At 64.0% G+C, this 16,275-nt stretch carries 14 protein-coding genes; 4 read left to right on the forward strand and 10 right to left on the reverse strand.

Annotated features, from left to right (window positions below; all coding sequences use genetic code 11):
* Nucleotides 1–243 precede the first annotated feature (243 nt).
* Both smpB and dapA read right to left on the reverse strand, forming a co-directional pair.
* Entirely contained in the window at nucleotides 244–726 is a 483-nt protein-coding gene (smpB, locus tag OPU69_RS10020; RefSeq protein WP_498510735.1) for an SsrA-binding protein SmpB, read from the reverse strand.
* Nucleotides 726–1,601, reverse strand: a complete 876-nt coding sequence (gene dapA, locus OPU69_RS10025; RefSeq protein WP_273303551.1) for a 4-hydroxy-tetrahydrodipicolinate synthase — start codon at nucleotides 1,599–1,601, stop codon at nucleotides 726–728. Before dapA ends, smpB begins: the two co-directional genes overlap by 1 nt.
* A 97-nt stretch (nucleotides 1,602–1,698) precedes the next feature.
* Between dapA and OPU69_RS10030 the strand changes: the two genes are divergently transcribed.
* The 3 genes from OPU69_RS10030 to OPU69_RS10040 all read left to right on the forward strand — a co-directional run bounded on the left by OPU69_RS10030 (nucleotide 1,699) and on the right by OPU69_RS10040 (nucleotide 5,131).
* Nucleotides 1,699–3,750 carry a lytic transglycosylase domain-containing protein gene (locus tag OPU69_RS10030; protein ID WP_498510737.1) on the forward strand — a complete coding sequence of 684 codons (2,052 nt, stop codon included), beginning with the start codon at nucleotides 1,699–1,701 and terminating at the stop codon, nucleotides 3,748–3,750.
* Nucleotides 3,751–3,875: 125 nt separating this feature from the next.
* Nucleotides 3,876–4,364 (forward strand): GreA/GreB family elongation factor, encoded by a 489-nt coding sequence (locus OPU69_RS10035; protein WP_498510739.1) that lies wholly within the window; start codon nucleotides 3,876–3,878, stop codon nucleotides 4,362–4,364.
* Nucleotides 4,365–4,426: 62 nt separating this feature from the next.
* Entirely contained in the window at nucleotides 4,427–5,131 is a 705-nt protein-coding gene (locus OPU69_RS10040; protein ID WP_498510741.1) for a hypothetical protein, read from the forward strand.
* 4 nt (nucleotides 5,132–5,135) lie between these two features.
* Here the strand turns inward: OPU69_RS10040 and OPU69_RS10045 are convergent, their stop codons facing one another.
* On the reverse strand, nucleotides 5,136–6,569 hold the full coding sequence (locus OPU69_RS10045) for an aldehyde dehydrogenase family protein (protein WP_498510743.1): 1,434 nt from the start codon (nucleotides 6,567–6,569) through the stop codon (nucleotides 5,136–5,138).
* Nucleotides 6,570–6,713: 144 nt separating this feature from the next.
* Entirely contained in the window at nucleotides 6,714–8,360 is a 1,647-nt protein-coding gene (locus tag OPU69_RS10050) for an acetolactate synthase large subunit (protein WP_060978451.1), read from the reverse strand.
* Between the two features lie 386 nt (nucleotides 8,361–8,746).
* On the opposite strand from OPU69_RS10050, the gene OPU69_RS10055 reads away from it, so the two are divergent.
* Complete coding sequence (locus OPU69_RS10055) at nucleotides 8,747–9,514, forward strand: N-acetylmuramidase family protein (protein WP_060978450.1); 768 nt, start codon at nucleotides 8,747–8,749, stop codon at nucleotides 9,512–9,514.
* Between the two features lie 13 nt (nucleotides 9,515–9,527).
* Here the strand turns inward: OPU69_RS10055 and OPU69_RS10060 are convergent, their stop codons facing one another.
* The 6 genes from OPU69_RS10060 to OPU69_RS10085 form a co-directional block, all read right to left on the reverse strand.
* Complete coding sequence (locus tag OPU69_RS10060) at nucleotides 9,528–10,472, reverse strand: D-2-hydroxyacid dehydrogenase (RefSeq protein ID WP_498510745.1); 945 nt, start codon at nucleotides 10,470–10,472, stop codon at nucleotides 9,528–9,530.
* Nucleotides 10,473–10,493: 21 nt separating this feature from the next.
* Entirely contained in the window at nucleotides 10,494–10,793 is a 300-nt protein-coding gene (locus tag OPU69_RS10065) for a hypothetical protein (RefSeq protein WP_498510747.1), read from the reverse strand.
* A gap of 123 nt (nucleotides 10,794–10,916) precedes the next feature.
* Nucleotides 10,917–12,368 carry a cysteine--tRNA ligase gene (gene cysS, locus OPU69_RS10070; protein ID WP_498510749.1) on the reverse strand — a complete coding sequence of 484 codons (1,452 nt, stop codon included), beginning with the start codon at nucleotides 12,366–12,368 and terminating at the stop codon, nucleotides 10,917–10,919.
* A gap of 115 nt (nucleotides 12,369–12,483) precedes the next feature.
* A complete protein-coding gene (locus tag OPU69_RS10075; RefSeq protein WP_060978446.1) occupies nucleotides 12,484–13,227 on the reverse strand; it encodes a hypothetical protein in 744 nt (247 codons plus the stop codon).
* Nucleotides 13,228–13,258: 31 nt separating this feature from the next.
* Nucleotides 13,259–15,280, reverse strand: a complete 2,022-nt coding sequence (locus OPU69_RS10080) for a CHASE2 domain-containing protein (RefSeq protein ID WP_498510751.1) — start codon at nucleotides 15,278–15,280, stop codon at nucleotides 13,259–13,261.
* A 309-nt stretch (nucleotides 15,281–15,589) separates the two neighbouring features.
* Nucleotides 15,590–16,261: a nitroreductase gene (locus OPU69_RS10085; RefSeq protein WP_498510753.1), complete on the reverse strand. Its 672-nt coding sequence runs from the start codon at nucleotides 16,259–16,261 to the stop codon at nucleotides 15,590–15,592.
* Between the last annotated feature and the right edge of the window lie 14 nt (nucleotides 16,262–16,275).

Here is a 16,275-nt window from a genome sequence, read left to right on the forward strand (position 1 = left end):
ACGGCCTTCCGTCAACTCCAAAACCCTATGCCCTTTGCTGTCCGCTGCCAGCGACAGGGCCCATGTGGGAGCGCCGCCGCAAAAGGCCATAGCCCCCAACGGATTAAAACGACGTTTACCCAGATTCGAAATCACCGAATCGGGCTGCGACCCCGTTCGAGCACGCCCCATAGCGCGATGCCGTGATCCGACGCACGCGATCTTATGAAGCGAGGTTAATTTTCGACAGGCGGAGAGAGCCGTTTATCCCCGATCGCGCAGCAGCCGCCCCTGTTCGCGCTTCCATTCGCGTTCCTTGGTCGCCGCGCGCTTGTCGGGCGCTTTCTTGCCCTTGGCGAGCGCGAGTTCGACCTTGGCACGGCCGCGGCCGTTGAAGAAGATCGACAGCGGGACGAGCGTCATCCCCTGGCGCGCGACCGCGCCGTGCAGCTTGGCGATCTCGCGCGCGTGGAGCAGCAGCTTGCGCGGGCGCTTGGGCTCGTGGTTGAAGCGGTTGCCATGGCTGAATTCGGGGATGTTCGAATTGATCAGCCAGACCTGCTCGTCGCTGACCTCGGCATAGCTTTCCGCGATCGATCCCTCGCCGAATCGCAGCGACTTGACCTCGGTGCCGGTGAGCGCGATCCCCGCCTCGTAGACCTGATCGATGGCATAGTCGTAGCGCGCGCGCCGGTTCTCGGCGACGACCTTTTTCTTGTCGAACGTCTCGGGCTTGGGCCGCGCCATCAGATCAGCCCGGCATGGACCAAAGCGGCGTCGACCGCCTTGCGGCTCTTCTTGTCGGGCGGGGTCATCGGCAAACGCAGATCGGGGAGGAAATCGGGCCGCACCCGGTGCAGCGCATATTTCACCGGGCCGGGCGAGGCATCGGAGAACATCGCCGAATGGAGCGGATAGAGCCGGTCGTTGAGCGCCAGCGCGGTCTTGTAATCGCCCTTGGCGAGCGCCGCCTGGAACTGCGCGCAAAGCGCCGGGGCGACGTTCGCGGTCACCGAGATGCAGCCGACGCCGCCCATTGCGCGATGGCCCAGCGCCAGTTCATCATTGCCCGACAGCTGGCAAAATTTCTTGCCGCATTGCGCGCGCTGGGCGCTCACGCGCTCGAGATCGCCGGTCGCGTCCTTGACGCCGATGATCGTCGGAAAGCGCGAGAGCTTGGCCATGGTCTCGACCTTGATATCGGTCACGGTGCGCGCGGGCACGTTGTAGAGCATGATCGGCAGGTCGCACGCCTCGGTCAGCGCCTTGAAATGCGCGCGAACGCCGTCCTGGCCCGGGCGGTTGTAATAGGGGGGCACGACCAGCGCGGCGCTGGCGCCAGCGGCCTTGGCGTTGAGCATGTGCCCGATCGCAACCTTGGTATCGTTCGACCCGCAGCCCGCGATCACCGGCACGCGGCCTGCCGCCTGCTCGACACAGACTCGCACGACATAGTCATGCTCCTCGATCGACATGGTCGCCGCCTCGCCGGTGGTGCCGCAGGGGACCAGGCCCGAGCTGCCATTGTCGATCTGCCAGTCGATCAGCGCGCGGAAGGCAGGCTCGTCAAACGCTCCGTCGCGGAAGGGCGTCGCAAGGGCCGGAATTGAGCCGGAAAACATCGGGTAGCTCCTTTACCTTGCCCGCAAATCAGGCAAGAACAATCCATTCGCACACAAGGTTGCGTGTTCAGCGCCTGATAAGGATCGAAAGCGCATCATGTCCAGCATGGTTTCACGAATTGCTATTGCGCGGCGCACCGCCGTGCTGCTCGCCCTGCCCCTGCTGGGCGTCCCTGCCGCCTGTCTCGCCAGCGACCAGACCGCCGACTATGCCGCCGTGCCGAGCCGCAGCGGCGACGGCAGCGACTGGGATCGCGCCCGCGCCAACCTGCTCCAGTCGATGCCGACCGACATGTCGGGGACGATCGCCAACTGGCGTGCGCTGACCACCACGCCGAACAACTATACCTTCTCGACCTTCGCAAGCTTCCTCATCTCCAACCCCGGCTGGCCCGACGAGGACAAAATGCGCCGCAATGCCGAACAGGCTTTGGGCGCAGGCCCCGCCGCGCCGCAGGAGGTGGTCGCCTATTTCAACCGCTTTGCGCCGCTGACCAATGTCGGCCGCGCGCGCTATGCGATGGCGCTCGACGCGGTGGGTCAGCGCGATGCCGCGCGCGGAGTTGCGGTCGCCGCCTGGCGTGGCGGCACGATGATGCCCGAAGACAAGGCGATGCTGTCCAGCCGCTTCGCCACCGACTTCACCGCCGCCGATCACGACGCGCGGATGGATGCGCTGCTCTGGGCGAAAGCGACGCCCGATGCCGAGGAGCAGTTCGGCTATGTATCGCCTGCGCGCCGCGCGGTGTTCGCGGCGCGGCTCGCGATGCTCAAGAACCTGCCCGATGCCGATGCGCTCGCCGGATCTCTCGGTGCAGAAGCGATGGCCGATGCGGGCTATGTCGCGCAGCGCGCCAGGCGGCTGGTCGATACCGGCAACTGGACACTGGCGCGGCAGATGCTCGGCAGCCGGCCCGCGCTGCAATACCGCCCGGTCAATGCCGAAAGCTGGTACGAGCTGCTGCTGAGCCAGGCGCGCGCGGCGCAGAATGACGGGCAATATGGGCTCGCCTTCGACATCGCATCGAAGGTCGATGATGCCTTCCCGACCGGTCACGACATTTCGGACGAAAGCCTTGGCGTTCGCGATGATTATACCAGCCTGACCTGGCTGGCAGGCACAGTGGCGCTGCAGAATCTGGGGCGTCCGCGCGATGCGATCGGCATGTTCGCACGCTATGGCGGCGGCGCACGCACCCCGCAGACGCGCTCCAAGGGCTTTTACTGGGCTGGGCGCGCGGCAGCGGTCGCGGGCGACCAGGCCGAGGCGATGCGCTATTTCGAAATGGCAGCCGCCTATCCCGACCATTATTACGGTCAGCTCGCCACCGAACGGCTGGGCCGCGAGATTCCGCCGTTCGCCACTGCGCCGCGCGTCCAGGTGAGCGCGGTCGAGCGCGGGCGCTTCAACGCCAGCTCGCTGGTCCAGGCGACGCAGGCGATCTCGCGCAGCGGCGACTGGCCGACCCAGCGGCGCTTTTTCGGCGCGGTGGCTGCCGCTGCCAAGACCCCAGAAGAGCATGTGCTCGCCACCGAACTCGCACGGCAGATCGGGCGGCGCGACCTTGCGGTCATCGTCGGCCAGGCAGCGCGCGCCAAGGGTGTCGATGACCTGCAATCGGTCGCCTTCCCGCAGATGCCCGTGCCGCCCGGCGCACTGAGCAGCTGGACGATGATCCACGCGATCACCCGCCAGGAAAGCCAGTATGCCCCCAACGCGGTCAGCCATGCAGGAGCCCGCGGGCTGATGCAGCTGATGCCCGGCACCGCGCGCGAACAGGCGGGGAAGATGGGGCTCAGCTATTCGCTCGGCGCGCTGACCGACGATACCGGATACAATATCCAGCTCGGCGCGGGCTATTTTGCCCGCATGATGGACTATTTCGGCGGCAGCTATCCCTTGGCCGTCGCGGCGTACAATGCGGGTCCCGGCAATGTGAACAAATGGCTGCGCGCGAATGGCGACCCGCGTACGGGTGGCATTGATATCGTCGAATGGGTCGAGCGCATCCCGATCTTCGAGACGAAAAACTATGTCCAGCGGGTGCTCGAGAACGCGGTCGTCTATGACGTCATGCACCCCGAGCGCGCCACGATGCGGGGCAAGGACAAGCTCAGTCGGTATCTGGGCAAGAACACGCCGGGCTGATGCTTCCACCGTCATGCTGAACTTGTTTCAGCATCCATCTTGCCGCGCTGACCGGAGGCGCAATCGGCAAAATGGACCCTGAAACAAGTTCAGGGTGACGAAATTTGCCGTTATGTGGCGAGGCCATGGACCGCCCTAACTACATCACCCCGCAAGGCTATGCCGCATTGAAGGCGCGCTATGACCATCTGCTCGGCGTCGAGCGCCCGGCCATTGTCGAGATCGTCAGCTGGGCGGCGGGCAATGGCGACCGCAGCGAGAATGGCGACTATCTCTATGGTCGCAAGCGCATGCGCGAGATCGACCGCGAACTCAATCGGCTCGCCCGCAAGATGAAGGCCGCGCGCGTCATCGACCCGGCGACGCAGAGCGACAAGAGCCGCGTCTGGTTCGGCGCCGAGGTCGATATCGCCGACGAGGACGACAACTGGCGCACGCTCACCCTGGTCGGCGATGACGAGCAGGATGCGGGCGCAGGCCGCATCGGCTGGAGCTCTCCTCTCGCCCGCGCGCTCAAGGGCGCTGCGCTGGGCGATCTGCGGACCGTGCAGCTGCCAGCAGGGGCGAAGGAATATGAGGTGATGGCAATCCGTTATCCTGCCGGCGGCAACTGATCGGCGTTGAAACCTTCACCACGGCTGTTAGACCTGTCCGCCTGATCTGGGGGGATTTCGCCATGGACTTCATGGGATTGCTGCGTTCGGTCGAGGACATATTGTTCGAGATCGTTAGCTGGCTGTATTTCTATCCGCGCACCTTTCTGCTCTCGCTGTTCCGGCCGACAAAGATGATGGCCTATGCCGATGACGAGCTCGATGATCGGCCGCAGCAGCGTTATGAAAGCACGATCAACCCGCCCGTCTTCCTGATGATCACCATCGCGTTGGCGAGCACGGTAAGCGATGCGATCATCGGGCCGGAAGCGGTCAAGGAGGCGATGCGCACCAGTCCCGAGTTCCTGAAGGACTGGAAGAACGATCTGATGTTCACCGCCTTCATCTTCAGCGTGTATCCGCTGGTGCTGGCGATGGACCTGCTACGGCATCGCAAGATCGCTATCGATCGTGTCTCGCTGCGCCCGCCTTTCTACAGCCAGTGCTTCGTCGCCGCACCGTTCGGCCTCGCCAACTATGTCGCGCTCGCGTTCATGAGCGACACGACCTACGAATACGAGATCATGGGCGCCTATTATGACGGGATGTATATCGGCTTCCCGATCTTCCTTGTGACCCTGATCTGGTACACGGTGCTCCAGACGCGTTGGTTCGTTCGCGAACTCGGTGTCTCCACCCTCAAGGGCATCTGGATCGCCGCCTCTGCGATCTTCAAGGGCTTTTTCGTGACATCGACGATCATGCTGCTGCTTCTGGGAGACGGCTGATCGCTCAGCCGCCCCGGATCAGCAAGTTGCGGATCTCGGTCATGTCTTCCATCGCGAAGCGGATGCCTTCGCGGCCAAGCCCCGAGTCCTTCACCCCGCCATAGGGCATGTTGTCGATACGGAAGCTGGGCACGTCGTTGATCACGACCCCGCCCACGTCCAGGTGGTCCCAGCAATCGAACATCTTGAACAGGTCGCGGGTGAACACGCCCGCCTGCAGCCCGAACTTGCTGTTGTTCACCTCGGCCATTGCCGCCTTGAAATCGGTGAATTTGGAGAGCACCGCGACCGGGCCGAACGCCTCTTCGGTAACGATCCTCCCATCGTGCGGCACGTTCTCGAGCAGCGTCGCTTCGAGCATCGCCCCGTCGCGCTTGCCGCCGCACAGCAAGGTGCCGCCCTTGGCCACCGCCTCCTGCACCCAGCCGTCGAGCCGCGAGGCTTCCTTCTCGTGGATCATCGGGCCGATGAACGTGTCGCGGTCCTTGGGGTCGCCCGCGATCAGCGTCGCGGTCTTGGCGACCAGCATGTCGCGGAATTTGTCATACACATCGGCGTGGATCAGGATGCGCTGCACGCCGATGCAGCTCTGGCCCGACTGGTAGAACGCACCGAAGATCACGCGCTCCATCGCGTCGTCGAGACTGGCGTCGGCATCGATGATCACCGCCGCATTGCCGCCCAGTTCGAGCACGACCTTCTTCTTGCCGCACCGCGCCTTCAGGTCCCAGCCCACATCGGGCGATCCGGTGAAGGACAAGAGTTTGAGCCGATCGTCGGTGGTGAACAGGTCCGCGCCGTCGCGGCTGGCGGGCAGGATCGAGAACGCGCCCTTGGGCAGGTTCGTTTCGGCCAGCACCTCGCCCATGATGATCGCGCCCAGCGGAGTGCGGCTCGCCGGCTTCATCACGAACGGGCAGCCGACCGCGATTGCCGGCGCGATCTTGTGCGCGGCGAGATTGAGCGGAAAGTTGAACGGCGAGATGAACGAGCACGGGCCGATCGGCACGCGCTTCCACATGCCGCGATAGCCCTTGGCGCGCGGGCTGATGTCCATGGTCTGGACCTCGCCCGTCATCCGCACCGATTCCTCGGCGGCGATGCGGAAGGTGTCGATCAGGCGGCTGACCTCGCCCTCTGAGTCCTTGATCGGCTTGCCAGCCTCGACGCACAGCGCATAGGCGAGCTCGTCGGCGCGCTCCTTGAAGCGCGTGACGCAATGGTTGAGCACATTCTGCCGCTCGTAGCTCGGCATCGCCGCCATCGCTTCCGAGGCTTCGACTGCGCCTGCGATCCCCGCGTCGATCGTCGCCGCATCGGCCTGCGCCACCCGGAACGCGACCTCGCCGGTGAACTTGTCGGTCACCTCCAGATCGGTGTTCGGCTGCTGCGCCTCATTGTTGAGATAGAGCGGGTAGACGGTTTTAAGGGTGGTCATGTGCTGATCCCATAAAGCCCTCGCCCCTTCAGGGGAGAGGGTTGGGAGAGGGGACCGCCCTCCCCCGTTACAATGAAAGGGCAAGCGGGGCGCATTCCCCCCTCCCCGACCCTCCCCCCTGGAGGAGAGAGGGAGTGCGCTGGCCTAAAGCTCCTTCGCCATCTTCTTGATGTCGATGTTCAAGATCTGGTCGTTCTCCGAATAGTCAACCGGACAATCGATGAGATGCACGCCAGGCGTGTCGCGCGTATGCGCGAGCAGCTGCTTCAGATGCTCGGCGCTTTCGACGCGATAGCCGTTGGCACCGTAAGCTTCGGCATATTTGACGAAATCGGGGTTGCCATAGGTCAGGCCCCAGTCCTTGAAGCCCATGTTCGCCTGCTTCCAGCGGATCATGCCATAGCTGTTATCGTTGAGGATCAGCACGGTCATGTTGAGCCCCAGCCGGACGGCGGTCTCCATCTCCTGGCTGTTCATCATAAAGCCGCCATCGCCGCAGATCGCCAGCACCTTGCGGTCGGGATAGACCATCGACGACATCATCGCGCTCGGCAGCCCCGCGCCCATGGTCGCAAGCGCGTTGTCGAGCAGCACGGTGTTGGGACGATAGGCGCAATAGCCGCGCGCGAACCAGATCTTGTACACGCCATTGTCGAGGCAGATGATGCCGTCATCGGGCATGGCGTTGCGGATTTCCTGAACGAGATAGGGCGGGAAGATCGGGAAGCGCGCGTCCTCGGCCAGCTTGTTGGTGTGCTCCAGCTCCGCCTTGCGATAATCCAGCATATGGTCGAACTTCCACCCGCCATTGGGGACGATGTCTTCCTTCATCTGCCAGATCGCATTGGCGATGTCGCCGATCACCTCGATCTCGGGGAAATAGACCGGGTCGACCTCCGCCGTCTTGGTCGAGACATGGATCACCGGCGTGCCGCCCGGCTGCATGAAGAAGGGCGGCTTCTCGATCACGTCATGGCCGATATTTACGATCAGGTCCGCAGCCTCGACCGCGCGGTGCACGAAATCGCCCGCCGACAGCGCGGCGCAGCCCAGGAACTTGGGGTGGCGCTCGTCGATCACGCCCTTGCCGAGCTGCGTCGTCAGGAACGGGATTCCGGTCTTTTCGATGAACTGCAGCAGCATGCGGCTGGTCATCGTGCGGTTGGCGCCGGCCCCGATCACCAGGATCGGCGACCTGGCCTGCTCGAGCGCGGTGACCGCAGCGCGGATCGATTTCTTGTCCGCATTCGGACGCCGGGTCGAGCTGGGCTTCAAGGGCACCGACTCGGTCTTTTCCTCGGCAATATCCTCGGGGAATTCGATATGCGCCGCACCCGGCTTTTCCTCCTCGGCCAAGCGGAAGGCTTCGCGCACGCGGCTTGGGATATTGTCGGCGCTGGCAAGCTGGTGGGTGAACTTGGTGATCGGCTTCATCATGTCGACCACGTCGAGAATCTGGAACCGGCCCTGCTTGGATTTCTTGATCGGCTTCTGGCCTGTGACCATCAGCATCGGCATGCCGCCGAGCTGCGCATAGGCGGCGGCGGTGACGAAATTGGTCGCGCCGGGGCCTAAGGTCGCCATGCAGACGCCCGCCTTGCCGGTATGGCGGCCATAGGTCGCGGCCATGAAGCCTGCGCCCTGTTCGTGCCGGGTGAGGATCAGCTTGATCTTGGTCGACCGGCTGAGCGAGTCGAGCATGTCCAGATTTTCCTCGCCGGGAACGCCGAAGATATACTCGACGCCCTCTGCCTCAAGGCACTGGACAAACAGATCGGATGCTTTGGTCATGGAATTTCCTCCCCCGGAAGCCGAAAGTGGCTCGTCGTTGCATTCGTGCGACCGAAAGGATGTCCAGGCGGCGCTTGCTGCTTGTTTACGCCCGGGCGGAACCGCTCGTTACCGGCATGGCATCCGCCTTCCATGCTGGCTGTGACGCAAGGCATAACCCCAATTTTTGCCCAAGTCACCCGCCAAAAGTGCGGCCTTCCCCTCCGTCTCAGCGGGACGGGTTCCGCCCGACATCAATGGAACATATAAAGAACATTTGACTTGGAATGTTGGGGAGCGACGCGTAGCCTGTCCGATTACCCCTCAGAATTTTGCAGGCCAGACGCGGTTCGTGGCGGGGGGCTCACCGTGTTTACCTGCACCCTACCCGTTGGAGAGTAGACATCATGAACCGTGCACCTGTCTTTTCTGCCATCAAGTCGCTGCGCCAGGGCAAGGCATTTTCGCCGGCCGAGGTTATCGCCATCGACAGCCTGCTGGACACGCTCGGCATCGCCCCCGCTTCGAACGGTGCGGCGACCCCGATAGCGATCGGCCTGACTCTCGCCGACTTCCGGACCGCCGCCGCAACCCTTGGCTGCACCAGCGCGCAGATCCGCGCGGTGTGGGAGGTGGAAAGCGGCGGCGGCTGGTTCACGGACGTGCGTTCCGATATCCTCGCGCTCGATGGCCCCGGCGGCTTTCTGGACGGTCCGCATCTGCCCAAGATTCTGTTCGAAGCGCATGTCTTCGATCGCCAGACCGCTGGCAGATATCGCCACAGCCACCCCAATCTCTCGAGCAGGGTCTGGAACCGCAAGCTCTATATCGGTGGCCAGGGCGAATATGTGCGGCTGTGGAAGGCGATGCAGCTCGACCGCCACGCTGCCCTGATGTCCGCCTCGGTCGGCGGCGCGCAGATCATGGGCTTCAACCACAGGCTCGCAGGGTTCGACACGGTCGAAGCCTATTGGGAGGCGATGAAGGTGTCAGAGGCAGCGCATCTCCGGGCCTTTGCCACGTTTATCGAGAACCGGGGACTGGTGAAGGCGCTGAAGGCGGTCAGCAACAACCCCGAGGACTGCATCGCCTTTGCCCGGGGCTATAACGGACCCGGCTATGCCCGGAACAATTACCATGTGAAGATCGCGCAGGCCCATGCCAGATATGCGTGAGCCACGGTGACGATCAGTAGCCCAGCGCCAGGTCGACCTCGTTGACCAGCATCTCCCCGCGCACGAACCGCCCGAGATTCTCGGCGAACAGCGCGGCCGAGCGCTGGAACATCCGCGTCTGCGCCCGGCCCGACAGGTGCATCGAGATCTGCACATTTGGCAGCGTCCACAGCTCGTGGTCGGCGGGCAGCGGCTCGGGCGTGGTCACGTCGAGAAACGCACCCGCGATGGTCCTGGCCTTGAGCGCGTCGATCAGCGCATCCTGATCGACGCATTCGCCGCGCGCGATATTCACCAGGATCGCGCTGTCCTTCATCGCCGCCAGTTCGTCCGCGCCGATCAGCGCATCGGTCTCGCGGGTCGAGGGCGTGGCGATCACCACCCAGTCATAGTCGCCGATCTTGCCGCGCCATTCTTCCGCGCCCAATATGCCGTCTTCAGGCCGCGCGGTGCGGGCGACGCCGGTGACGTCCACGCCAAAGCCTTTCAGCCGGTCTCCGATCGCAGACCCGATCGCGCCATAGCCGATGATCAGCGCGCGTGTTTCATCGAGCTCGACCGTGCCTGGCGACGCCCAGAGCCATTCACGCCGGTCGGCCGCACGCACGACATCGGCATAGCCCTTGGCCATGCTGAGCATGCCGAGCACCGCATATTCGGCGACGGCGATGGTGTTGACCCCGACGCCATTCGTGACCCGGGTACCGCGCTTCATGAGCTGTTCGACGGGAAAATGATCGAGCCCGGCATAGAGCGTCGACACCCATTGCAGCTTCTCCCCCGCCGCGATGATATCGCGCATCGCCTGCTTGTCGTGCATGTCGACCCAGGCGATGTCCGCATCGAAAACCTCGCGCAGCGCTTCTTCGGCCGAGCCGATCCAGACGACCTGCATGCCTTCGGGAATCACGCCCTCGATCAGCGGGCGCACGAGCGCGGAAATCACGGCCTTGGTCATGCTCTCTCCCCAACCTGTATTCTATCTCCAGGCTAGATAGGCGGATGCGGCGAGAACTGGCAAGGCGACAAAATCGGTGATCGCAATCGCTTGGAGATGCGGCGGACCTCCCGCCAGCCGATACAGGACCAGAAAAGACAGCATGCTGACGCCGGTGGTTAAAACGGCCAGTCTGCGCACGCCGGGATCGAACGCAGCCCAGAGGCAAACGACGCAAATGCACAGGAACAGCGCGGCGCGATGCTGCACCAGCAGAAAGGCCGGGTCGCCTGGGCTGATGCCATAAAGCCGCGAAAGCAGGCTGGGCCGCACCAGCGCCAAAGCCGGACCGGTGTGGACCAATGCGAGGAGGATCCAGAGCAAACGTTCGAACATGCCCGCACCATAGCCGGTGCGCGGCGCGGCGCGATTACCTCGAGGGTAAACGGCAGGAACTCGGGTCGATCAGGCTTCGATCCGCCATTCCCAGCCCAACGGATCGCCGTCCATCACCTCGATGCCTGCCGCGACCAGCTCGTCGCGGATCGCATCGGAGGCGGCGAAATTCTTGTCTGCCCGCGCCTCCTTGCGCAGCTTGAGCATATGCTCGATCCGGGCTTCATCGATATTCGCTGCGGCCGGGCGGAGGCGCAGGTCGGCGCGTTCCAGGGCCAGCAGATCGAGCCCCAGAACCGCGTCCATCGCGGCGATAGCGGCGAGACGCTGCCCGGCATCGACCTTCTTCTGCGCCAGAACGTCGTCAAGCACGGTCAGCGCCTTGGCGGTATTGAGATCATCGGACACCGCTGCGCCGAAATCGGCGAGCAGCTGTTGCAGACGTGGATGTTCCACCGTCCCGGCCATCTCTGCCTGACCCCGCAGCGCCGCGACCGCCATCACCAGCCGCTTCAGCCGGGTCAGCGCGGCGAGCAGATTGTCCCAGCTGAACTCCAGCTCGCTGCGATAGTGCGCCTGCAGGCACATCAGCCGATAGGCGAGCGGGTGGATACCCTTGGCCACCAGCAGCGGCAGGCGCAGGAATTCGCCGCTCGACTTGGACATCTTGCCTGTCCGGTCGATCAGGAAATTATTGTGCATCCAGAAGCGCGCGCCGCTGCCGTGCGAGCAGGCATAGGCCTGGTTCTGCGCGATCTCGTTGGGATGGTGGATTTCGCGATGGTCGATCCCGCCGGTATGGATGTCGAACGGAAAGCCGAGCAGCGCCTCGCTCATTACCGAGCATTCGAGATGCCAGCCGGGCGCCCCCTTACCCCAAGGTGAGTCCCATTCCATCTGCCGCGTCTCGCCCTCGGGCGTCTTGCGCCAGATGGCGAAGTCCTGCGCGTTGCGCTTGCCCTCGACCGCCTCGATCCGCCCCTCGCCCGCCTCGGTCGCCGCGCGCGCCAGCGATCCGTAATCGCTGACCGTCGACACGTCGAAATACAGGCCGCTGGGCAGTTCGTAGCAATGCTTGTCCGCGATCGACTTGGCGAACTCGATCATTTTGGGCACATAATCGGTCGCGATCGACCATTCCGCCGGCTGGCGGATGTTGAGCGCCTTGATGTCTTCCCAGAACGCCTCGGTATAATGGCGGGCAATGTCCCAGATCGATTGCGCCTTTTCCGCCGCTGCCTTTTCCAGCTTGTCCTCGCCGTCATCGGCATCGTCGGTGAGATGCCCGACATCGGTGATGTTGATGATATGCTTGAGCGCAAAGCCCTTGAAGCTCAGCACGCGCCCCAGCGTGTCCGCAAAGACATAGGCACGCATATTGCCGAGATGCGCGTAGTTATAGACCGTCGGCCCACAGCTATAGACCCGCGCTTCGCCGGGATGGACCGGCTCGAACGCTTCGAGCGAACGGGTGAGGCTGTTGAACAGCATCAGCGGGGCGGTATCTGCAGGGCTCGTCATGCCCCGGCCATTGCCTGCAAAAAGCGCGGGCCGTCAAGCCGCGATGGCACACGCGAAAAACCCCGCCCGTGCCGGTCGCAGCGGCGCGGACGGGGTCTGAATGTCGGCTGGATGCTTACCGATCGCCGCTGGTACCGCTGGCCTGGTCCGCTGCCGCCATGGTCTCGACCAGCAGGCCGAGCTGGTTTTCGCAGCCATTCTCGATCAGCGTTCCGGCGAGTTCGTCGACCTCGGCCGGCACGCTGGGCAACACGACCAGATCGATCTTGCGCGCCACGCCATCGGGGCCGGTGAGCGTATAGCTGCCGGGCGCAACGGGCAGTTCGGCCATCGGCCACAGCCGGTTGCCCGATCCCTTCTTCCAGTCGATCGTCGCCGATGCGCCGGTTCCGGCAAGCTTCAGCTGGACATCCTGATCGACCTTGGCGCGCCAGAACATCAGGCGGGCGGGTTCAGCCACGCAGAACTTGCCCGACTGGCTCGCATCGATGAACCACAGGTTCGGGCTGCGCGGGGTAGCGGGAGCAGCAACCTTGGCCGGAGCGCCGCGGACGGCCCCGGTGCGGCTGCGCGTCGCAGGGCCACCGGTCGCGAGCAAGCTGGCAATCTGGGTGCTCTGCGTCTGGTCGCGCTTGACCGTGCCGTCGAGTGTGAAGGTACCGGGGCCGGACAGGACACGCGTGCCGGCCTTGTCGAGCACGGTCACCTTGTCGCTGGCCTTCAGCACCACCTTGGTGTTGGCGGGCAGCTTCTTGCCGGCAGGAAATTGCGCTGCCGAAGGACCGACCGAGCGTACGACCATGGACTGCGCCATCGCCGCACTGCTGCCAGCAATGCCCAGCGTCACCATGGCACCCATCGCAAGTGCCCGGCGAAGTACGGACTTCCTTTCAACCGAGAACATAGCTTTCTCCTTTTTGTGTCTGACCAAGTCGCTTGAACAAATTCGCGATGGCCTCTTCCTGCCCCAATTGCGCAAGCTGCGATGTGAGTTGAACCACAGCCGCATCATTTCCCGCTTCATGCGCCGCAACCAGCACGGCAATGGCCTGGCGCTCGCTCTCCGGCCTGTCGGGCGCGGGCTCGTAAATATCGACCGGCTTGGCGCGTCCTCTTAGCACGATCCGCCCCATCGGGCGATACCAGTCCAATCCGGACCTTTCGGCGGCCTCGCGGCTGACCAGCACGCGGGTATCCAGATTCTTGTTCGCCGCCTCGAGCCGCGCCGCCGTGTTCATGCTGTCGCCGAACGCAGTATACTGGATGCGCCCCTCGCCGCCGAAATTGCCGACGATCGCCTCGCCGAAATGCACGCCGACGCGCGTGCGACCGATCGGCGGCACGCCTTCGGGCGCGCTCTTGCGGAACTCCTCGCCCGCCTCGTACATGGCCCAGGCCGCGCGCACCGCGCGCTCGCCATCGTCGGGAAAGCCGATCGGCGCGCCCCAGAAGGCGACCACGGCATCGCCCACGAACTTGTCGAGCGTGCCGCCATATTGCAGCACGACATCCGCGAGCCGGTCTAGATAGTTGTTGAGCAGCAGCGCGACCATTTCCGGCTCGATCGCATGGGTCAGCTTGGTAAAGCCTTCCAGATCGGTGAAGACGCAGAAGATCTCGCGCTTCTCGCCGTGCAGCGCCAGCTTGTCCGGGTCCTTCAGGATCTCCGCCGCGACCGAACGAGGCAGATATTTGCCCAGCGCGTTCTGCGCGAAGGCGCGCTGCTTGGACCCGACCACGCGCGCGGCCGCACCCACCGAGGTATAGGCGAGCAGCCACCCCGTCGCCCAGCCGAAGCTCGGCAGGTTGAGCGTGTCGAACCCGTAATATTGCAACAGGAACGGCGCGGTCATGAAGAACAGGATCTGGCTGCCGAGCAGCAGCCCCATGATCCAGGCGCGCGCCTGGCTGATCGCGGTGATGCAGCCTGCAATGACGACCGCCAGCGCCATCGCCCATAGGGACCAGTTCGGGAAGGCGAAGGGCCGATCCTTGTCGAGCAGCTGCGACATCATGTGCGCGTGCACTTCCAGCCCAATCATCTGCGATTCGCCGGTCACGACATCGCCGATCCGGGTCAGCGGCGTATCGAACTTGTCGAAATCGACGAAATCGCCGCCGATCAGGATGTGCCGTCCCTTGACCTCGCTCGCGACGAACTCGGCACTGGCCGGATCGGCGAACAGGTCGATCGGCAGCTTGTTGATCACCGGCCGGTCGGACGACAGCGGCAGACGGAAGCGGATCGCGCCGCGATAATCGGCAAAGGCAGGGTCCGGCGGTGTCATCGCGCGCACCATGATCGGCGGCAGGTTCTTGGGCTGGTCGGGCCAGCGCCGGGCAACGCCATCCGAGTCCGTGACCAGCCGGATGCTTGTCGGCTTGGTCTTGTCGGTGGTGACATCCTTCAGGAACTGTTCGAGGAACTGCTGCTGGCGGAACTGGATCGCCTCGGTATTTGTCGCGTTGCTGGCATAGGCGACATGCGTGGGGGTCTGCATATTGCGCAACGCGGTTTTCAGCGCCTCATCATCGTCCTGCGGCTGATCGAACAGGATATCGATGCCGATCGATTTGGCACCCATCCGGTCGATATTGGTCAACGCATTTGCCAGGATGGTGCGATCCACCGGAGAACGCTGGCCGGTATCGATCAACGTGTCGTCGGTATAGACGACCATCAGGATGCGCGGGTCCTGATCGACCTTCTTGGCGAAATTGGCCGCGCGCATGTCGTACATCGCGTTTTCGGCATCGCCGAGCAGCGGCATTTCGGTGCTGTAGCGCGCAATGGCGAGCGCGAAGCCCAGAAAGCCGAGCGTCGCGAGCAGCCGCACCAGTCCGAGCTGGCGGATCAGCCGCGTGGCCGAGCGCCCCATCTCGTCGCGGCTGGTCGCTGCCGCAGCGGGCATATCTGGCTGGCTGGCCATGGCTTCAGCGAAACGCCATTCGCGCCAGGTCAAGAGCCCATGGCTTGAGGCGCGTTAAAAGCGATTGCGCTCCGGCTTCGCTGCACCATCCGATCCGTCGCATCATCGCACCCCCAGGCACCCTGCCCCCTTGCAGAAATGCCGATCAAGACCATTGCCCTCGGTGCGACCCGCTCAGGCTTCATGCTGTCCGATATAGCCTGTCCATAGCAGGCTGACCAGTTGCCGCCATGGCATACCCATCAGAATTGACCGGTCAAGTGATCTGCGCGCGGGAAGCGATGGCGCCGGTCAGAAACCGCGAAACTGGATGGCTTCGTCGATCGCCACGCGAGGGACCGTGAAAGCGTTTACCGGCGCATCGGGATTGCGATAGCCCACCGCCATCCCGGTGAAGAAGATGTAATCGTCGCTGATGCCCAGCAGTTCGCGCATATAGCGGCCGTACATCGCCCAGATTTCCTGCGGGCAGCTGTCCAGTCCCGCCTCGCGCAGCAGCAGCATCACCGTCTGCAGCCACATGCCCATGTCCGACCATTGCGGTGGCCCCATATAGGTGCGGCAATAGGTGAAGATCTGCACCGGCGCGCCGAAGCTGTCCCAGTTGCGCATCATCTGGCGGACCCGGCCCGCGCCATCCTCGCGGGCGATGCCCAGCGCGTCGAACATCGCCTGGCCGACCGCGCGCCGCTGCTGCTCGTAGCGCCCCTCGAGATCTGCGGGGTAGATGGCATATTCCATCCCCTCGCCCATCGGCGCGCTCTGCGCCTTGGCCTTGATCTTCGCGGTGAGGTCGGCCAGCGGCTCACCGGTCAGCACAACCGCGTTCCACGGCTGGGTGTTGCCGCCCGAGGGCGAGCGCTGCGCCTTGGTCAGAATCTCTCGAATGGTCTCCAGCGGTACCGGATCGGGCAGAAATTCGCGCACGGAACGGCGGCTGGCAACGGCTTCGGATACGTTCAAGGCGGGGGCTCCAT

It is taken from the genome of Blastomonas sp. 34TW (assembly GCF_059803595.1).

Bases quoted from the DNA above. Each gene is read 5' to 3' on its own strand.
- smpB (WP_498510735.1), bottom strand. From the start codon at position 726: ATGGCGCGGCCCAAGCCCGAGACGTTCGACAAGAAAAAGGTCGTCGCC.
- dapA (WP_273303551.1), bottom strand. From the start codon at position 1,601: ATGTTTTCCGGCTCAATTCCGGCCCTTGCGACGCCCTTCCGCGACGGA.
- OPU69_RS10030 (WP_498510737.1), top strand. From the start codon at position 1,699: ATGTCCAGCATGGTTTCACGAATTGCTATTGCGCGGCGCACCGCCGTG.
- OPU69_RS10035 (WP_498510739.1), top strand. From the start codon at position 3,876: ATGGACCGCCCTAACTACATCACCCCGCAAGGCTATGCCGCATTGAAG.
- OPU69_RS10040 (WP_498510741.1), top strand. From the start codon at position 4,427: ATGGACTTCATGGGATTGCTGCGTTCGGTCGAGGACATATTGTTCGAG.
- OPU69_RS10045 (WP_498510743.1), bottom strand. From the start codon at position 6,569: ATGACCACCCTTAAAACCGTCTACCCGCTCTATCTCAACAATGAGGCG.
- OPU69_RS10050 (WP_060978451.1), bottom strand. From the start codon at position 8,360: ATGACCAAAGCATCCGATCTGTTTGTCCAGTGCCTTGAGGCAGAGGGC.
- OPU69_RS10055 (WP_060978450.1), top strand. From the start codon at position 8,747: ATGAACCGTGCACCTGTCTTTTCTGCCATCAAGTCGCTGCGCCAGGGC.
- OPU69_RS10060 (WP_498510745.1), bottom strand. From the start codon at position 10,472: ATGACCAAGGCCGTGATTTCCGCGCTCGTGCGCCCGCTGATCGAGGGC.
- cysS (WP_498510749.1), bottom strand. From the start codon at position 12,368: ATGACGAGCCCTGCAGATACCGCCCCGCTGATGCTGTTCAACAGCCTC.
- OPU69_RS10075 (WP_060978446.1), bottom strand. From the start codon at position 13,227: ATGGGTGCCATGGTGACGCTGGGCATTGCTGGCAGCAGTGCGGCGATG.
- OPU69_RS10080 (WP_498510751.1), bottom strand. From the start codon at position 15,280: ATGCCCGCTGCGGCAGCGACCAGCCGCGACGAGATGGGGCGCTCGGCC.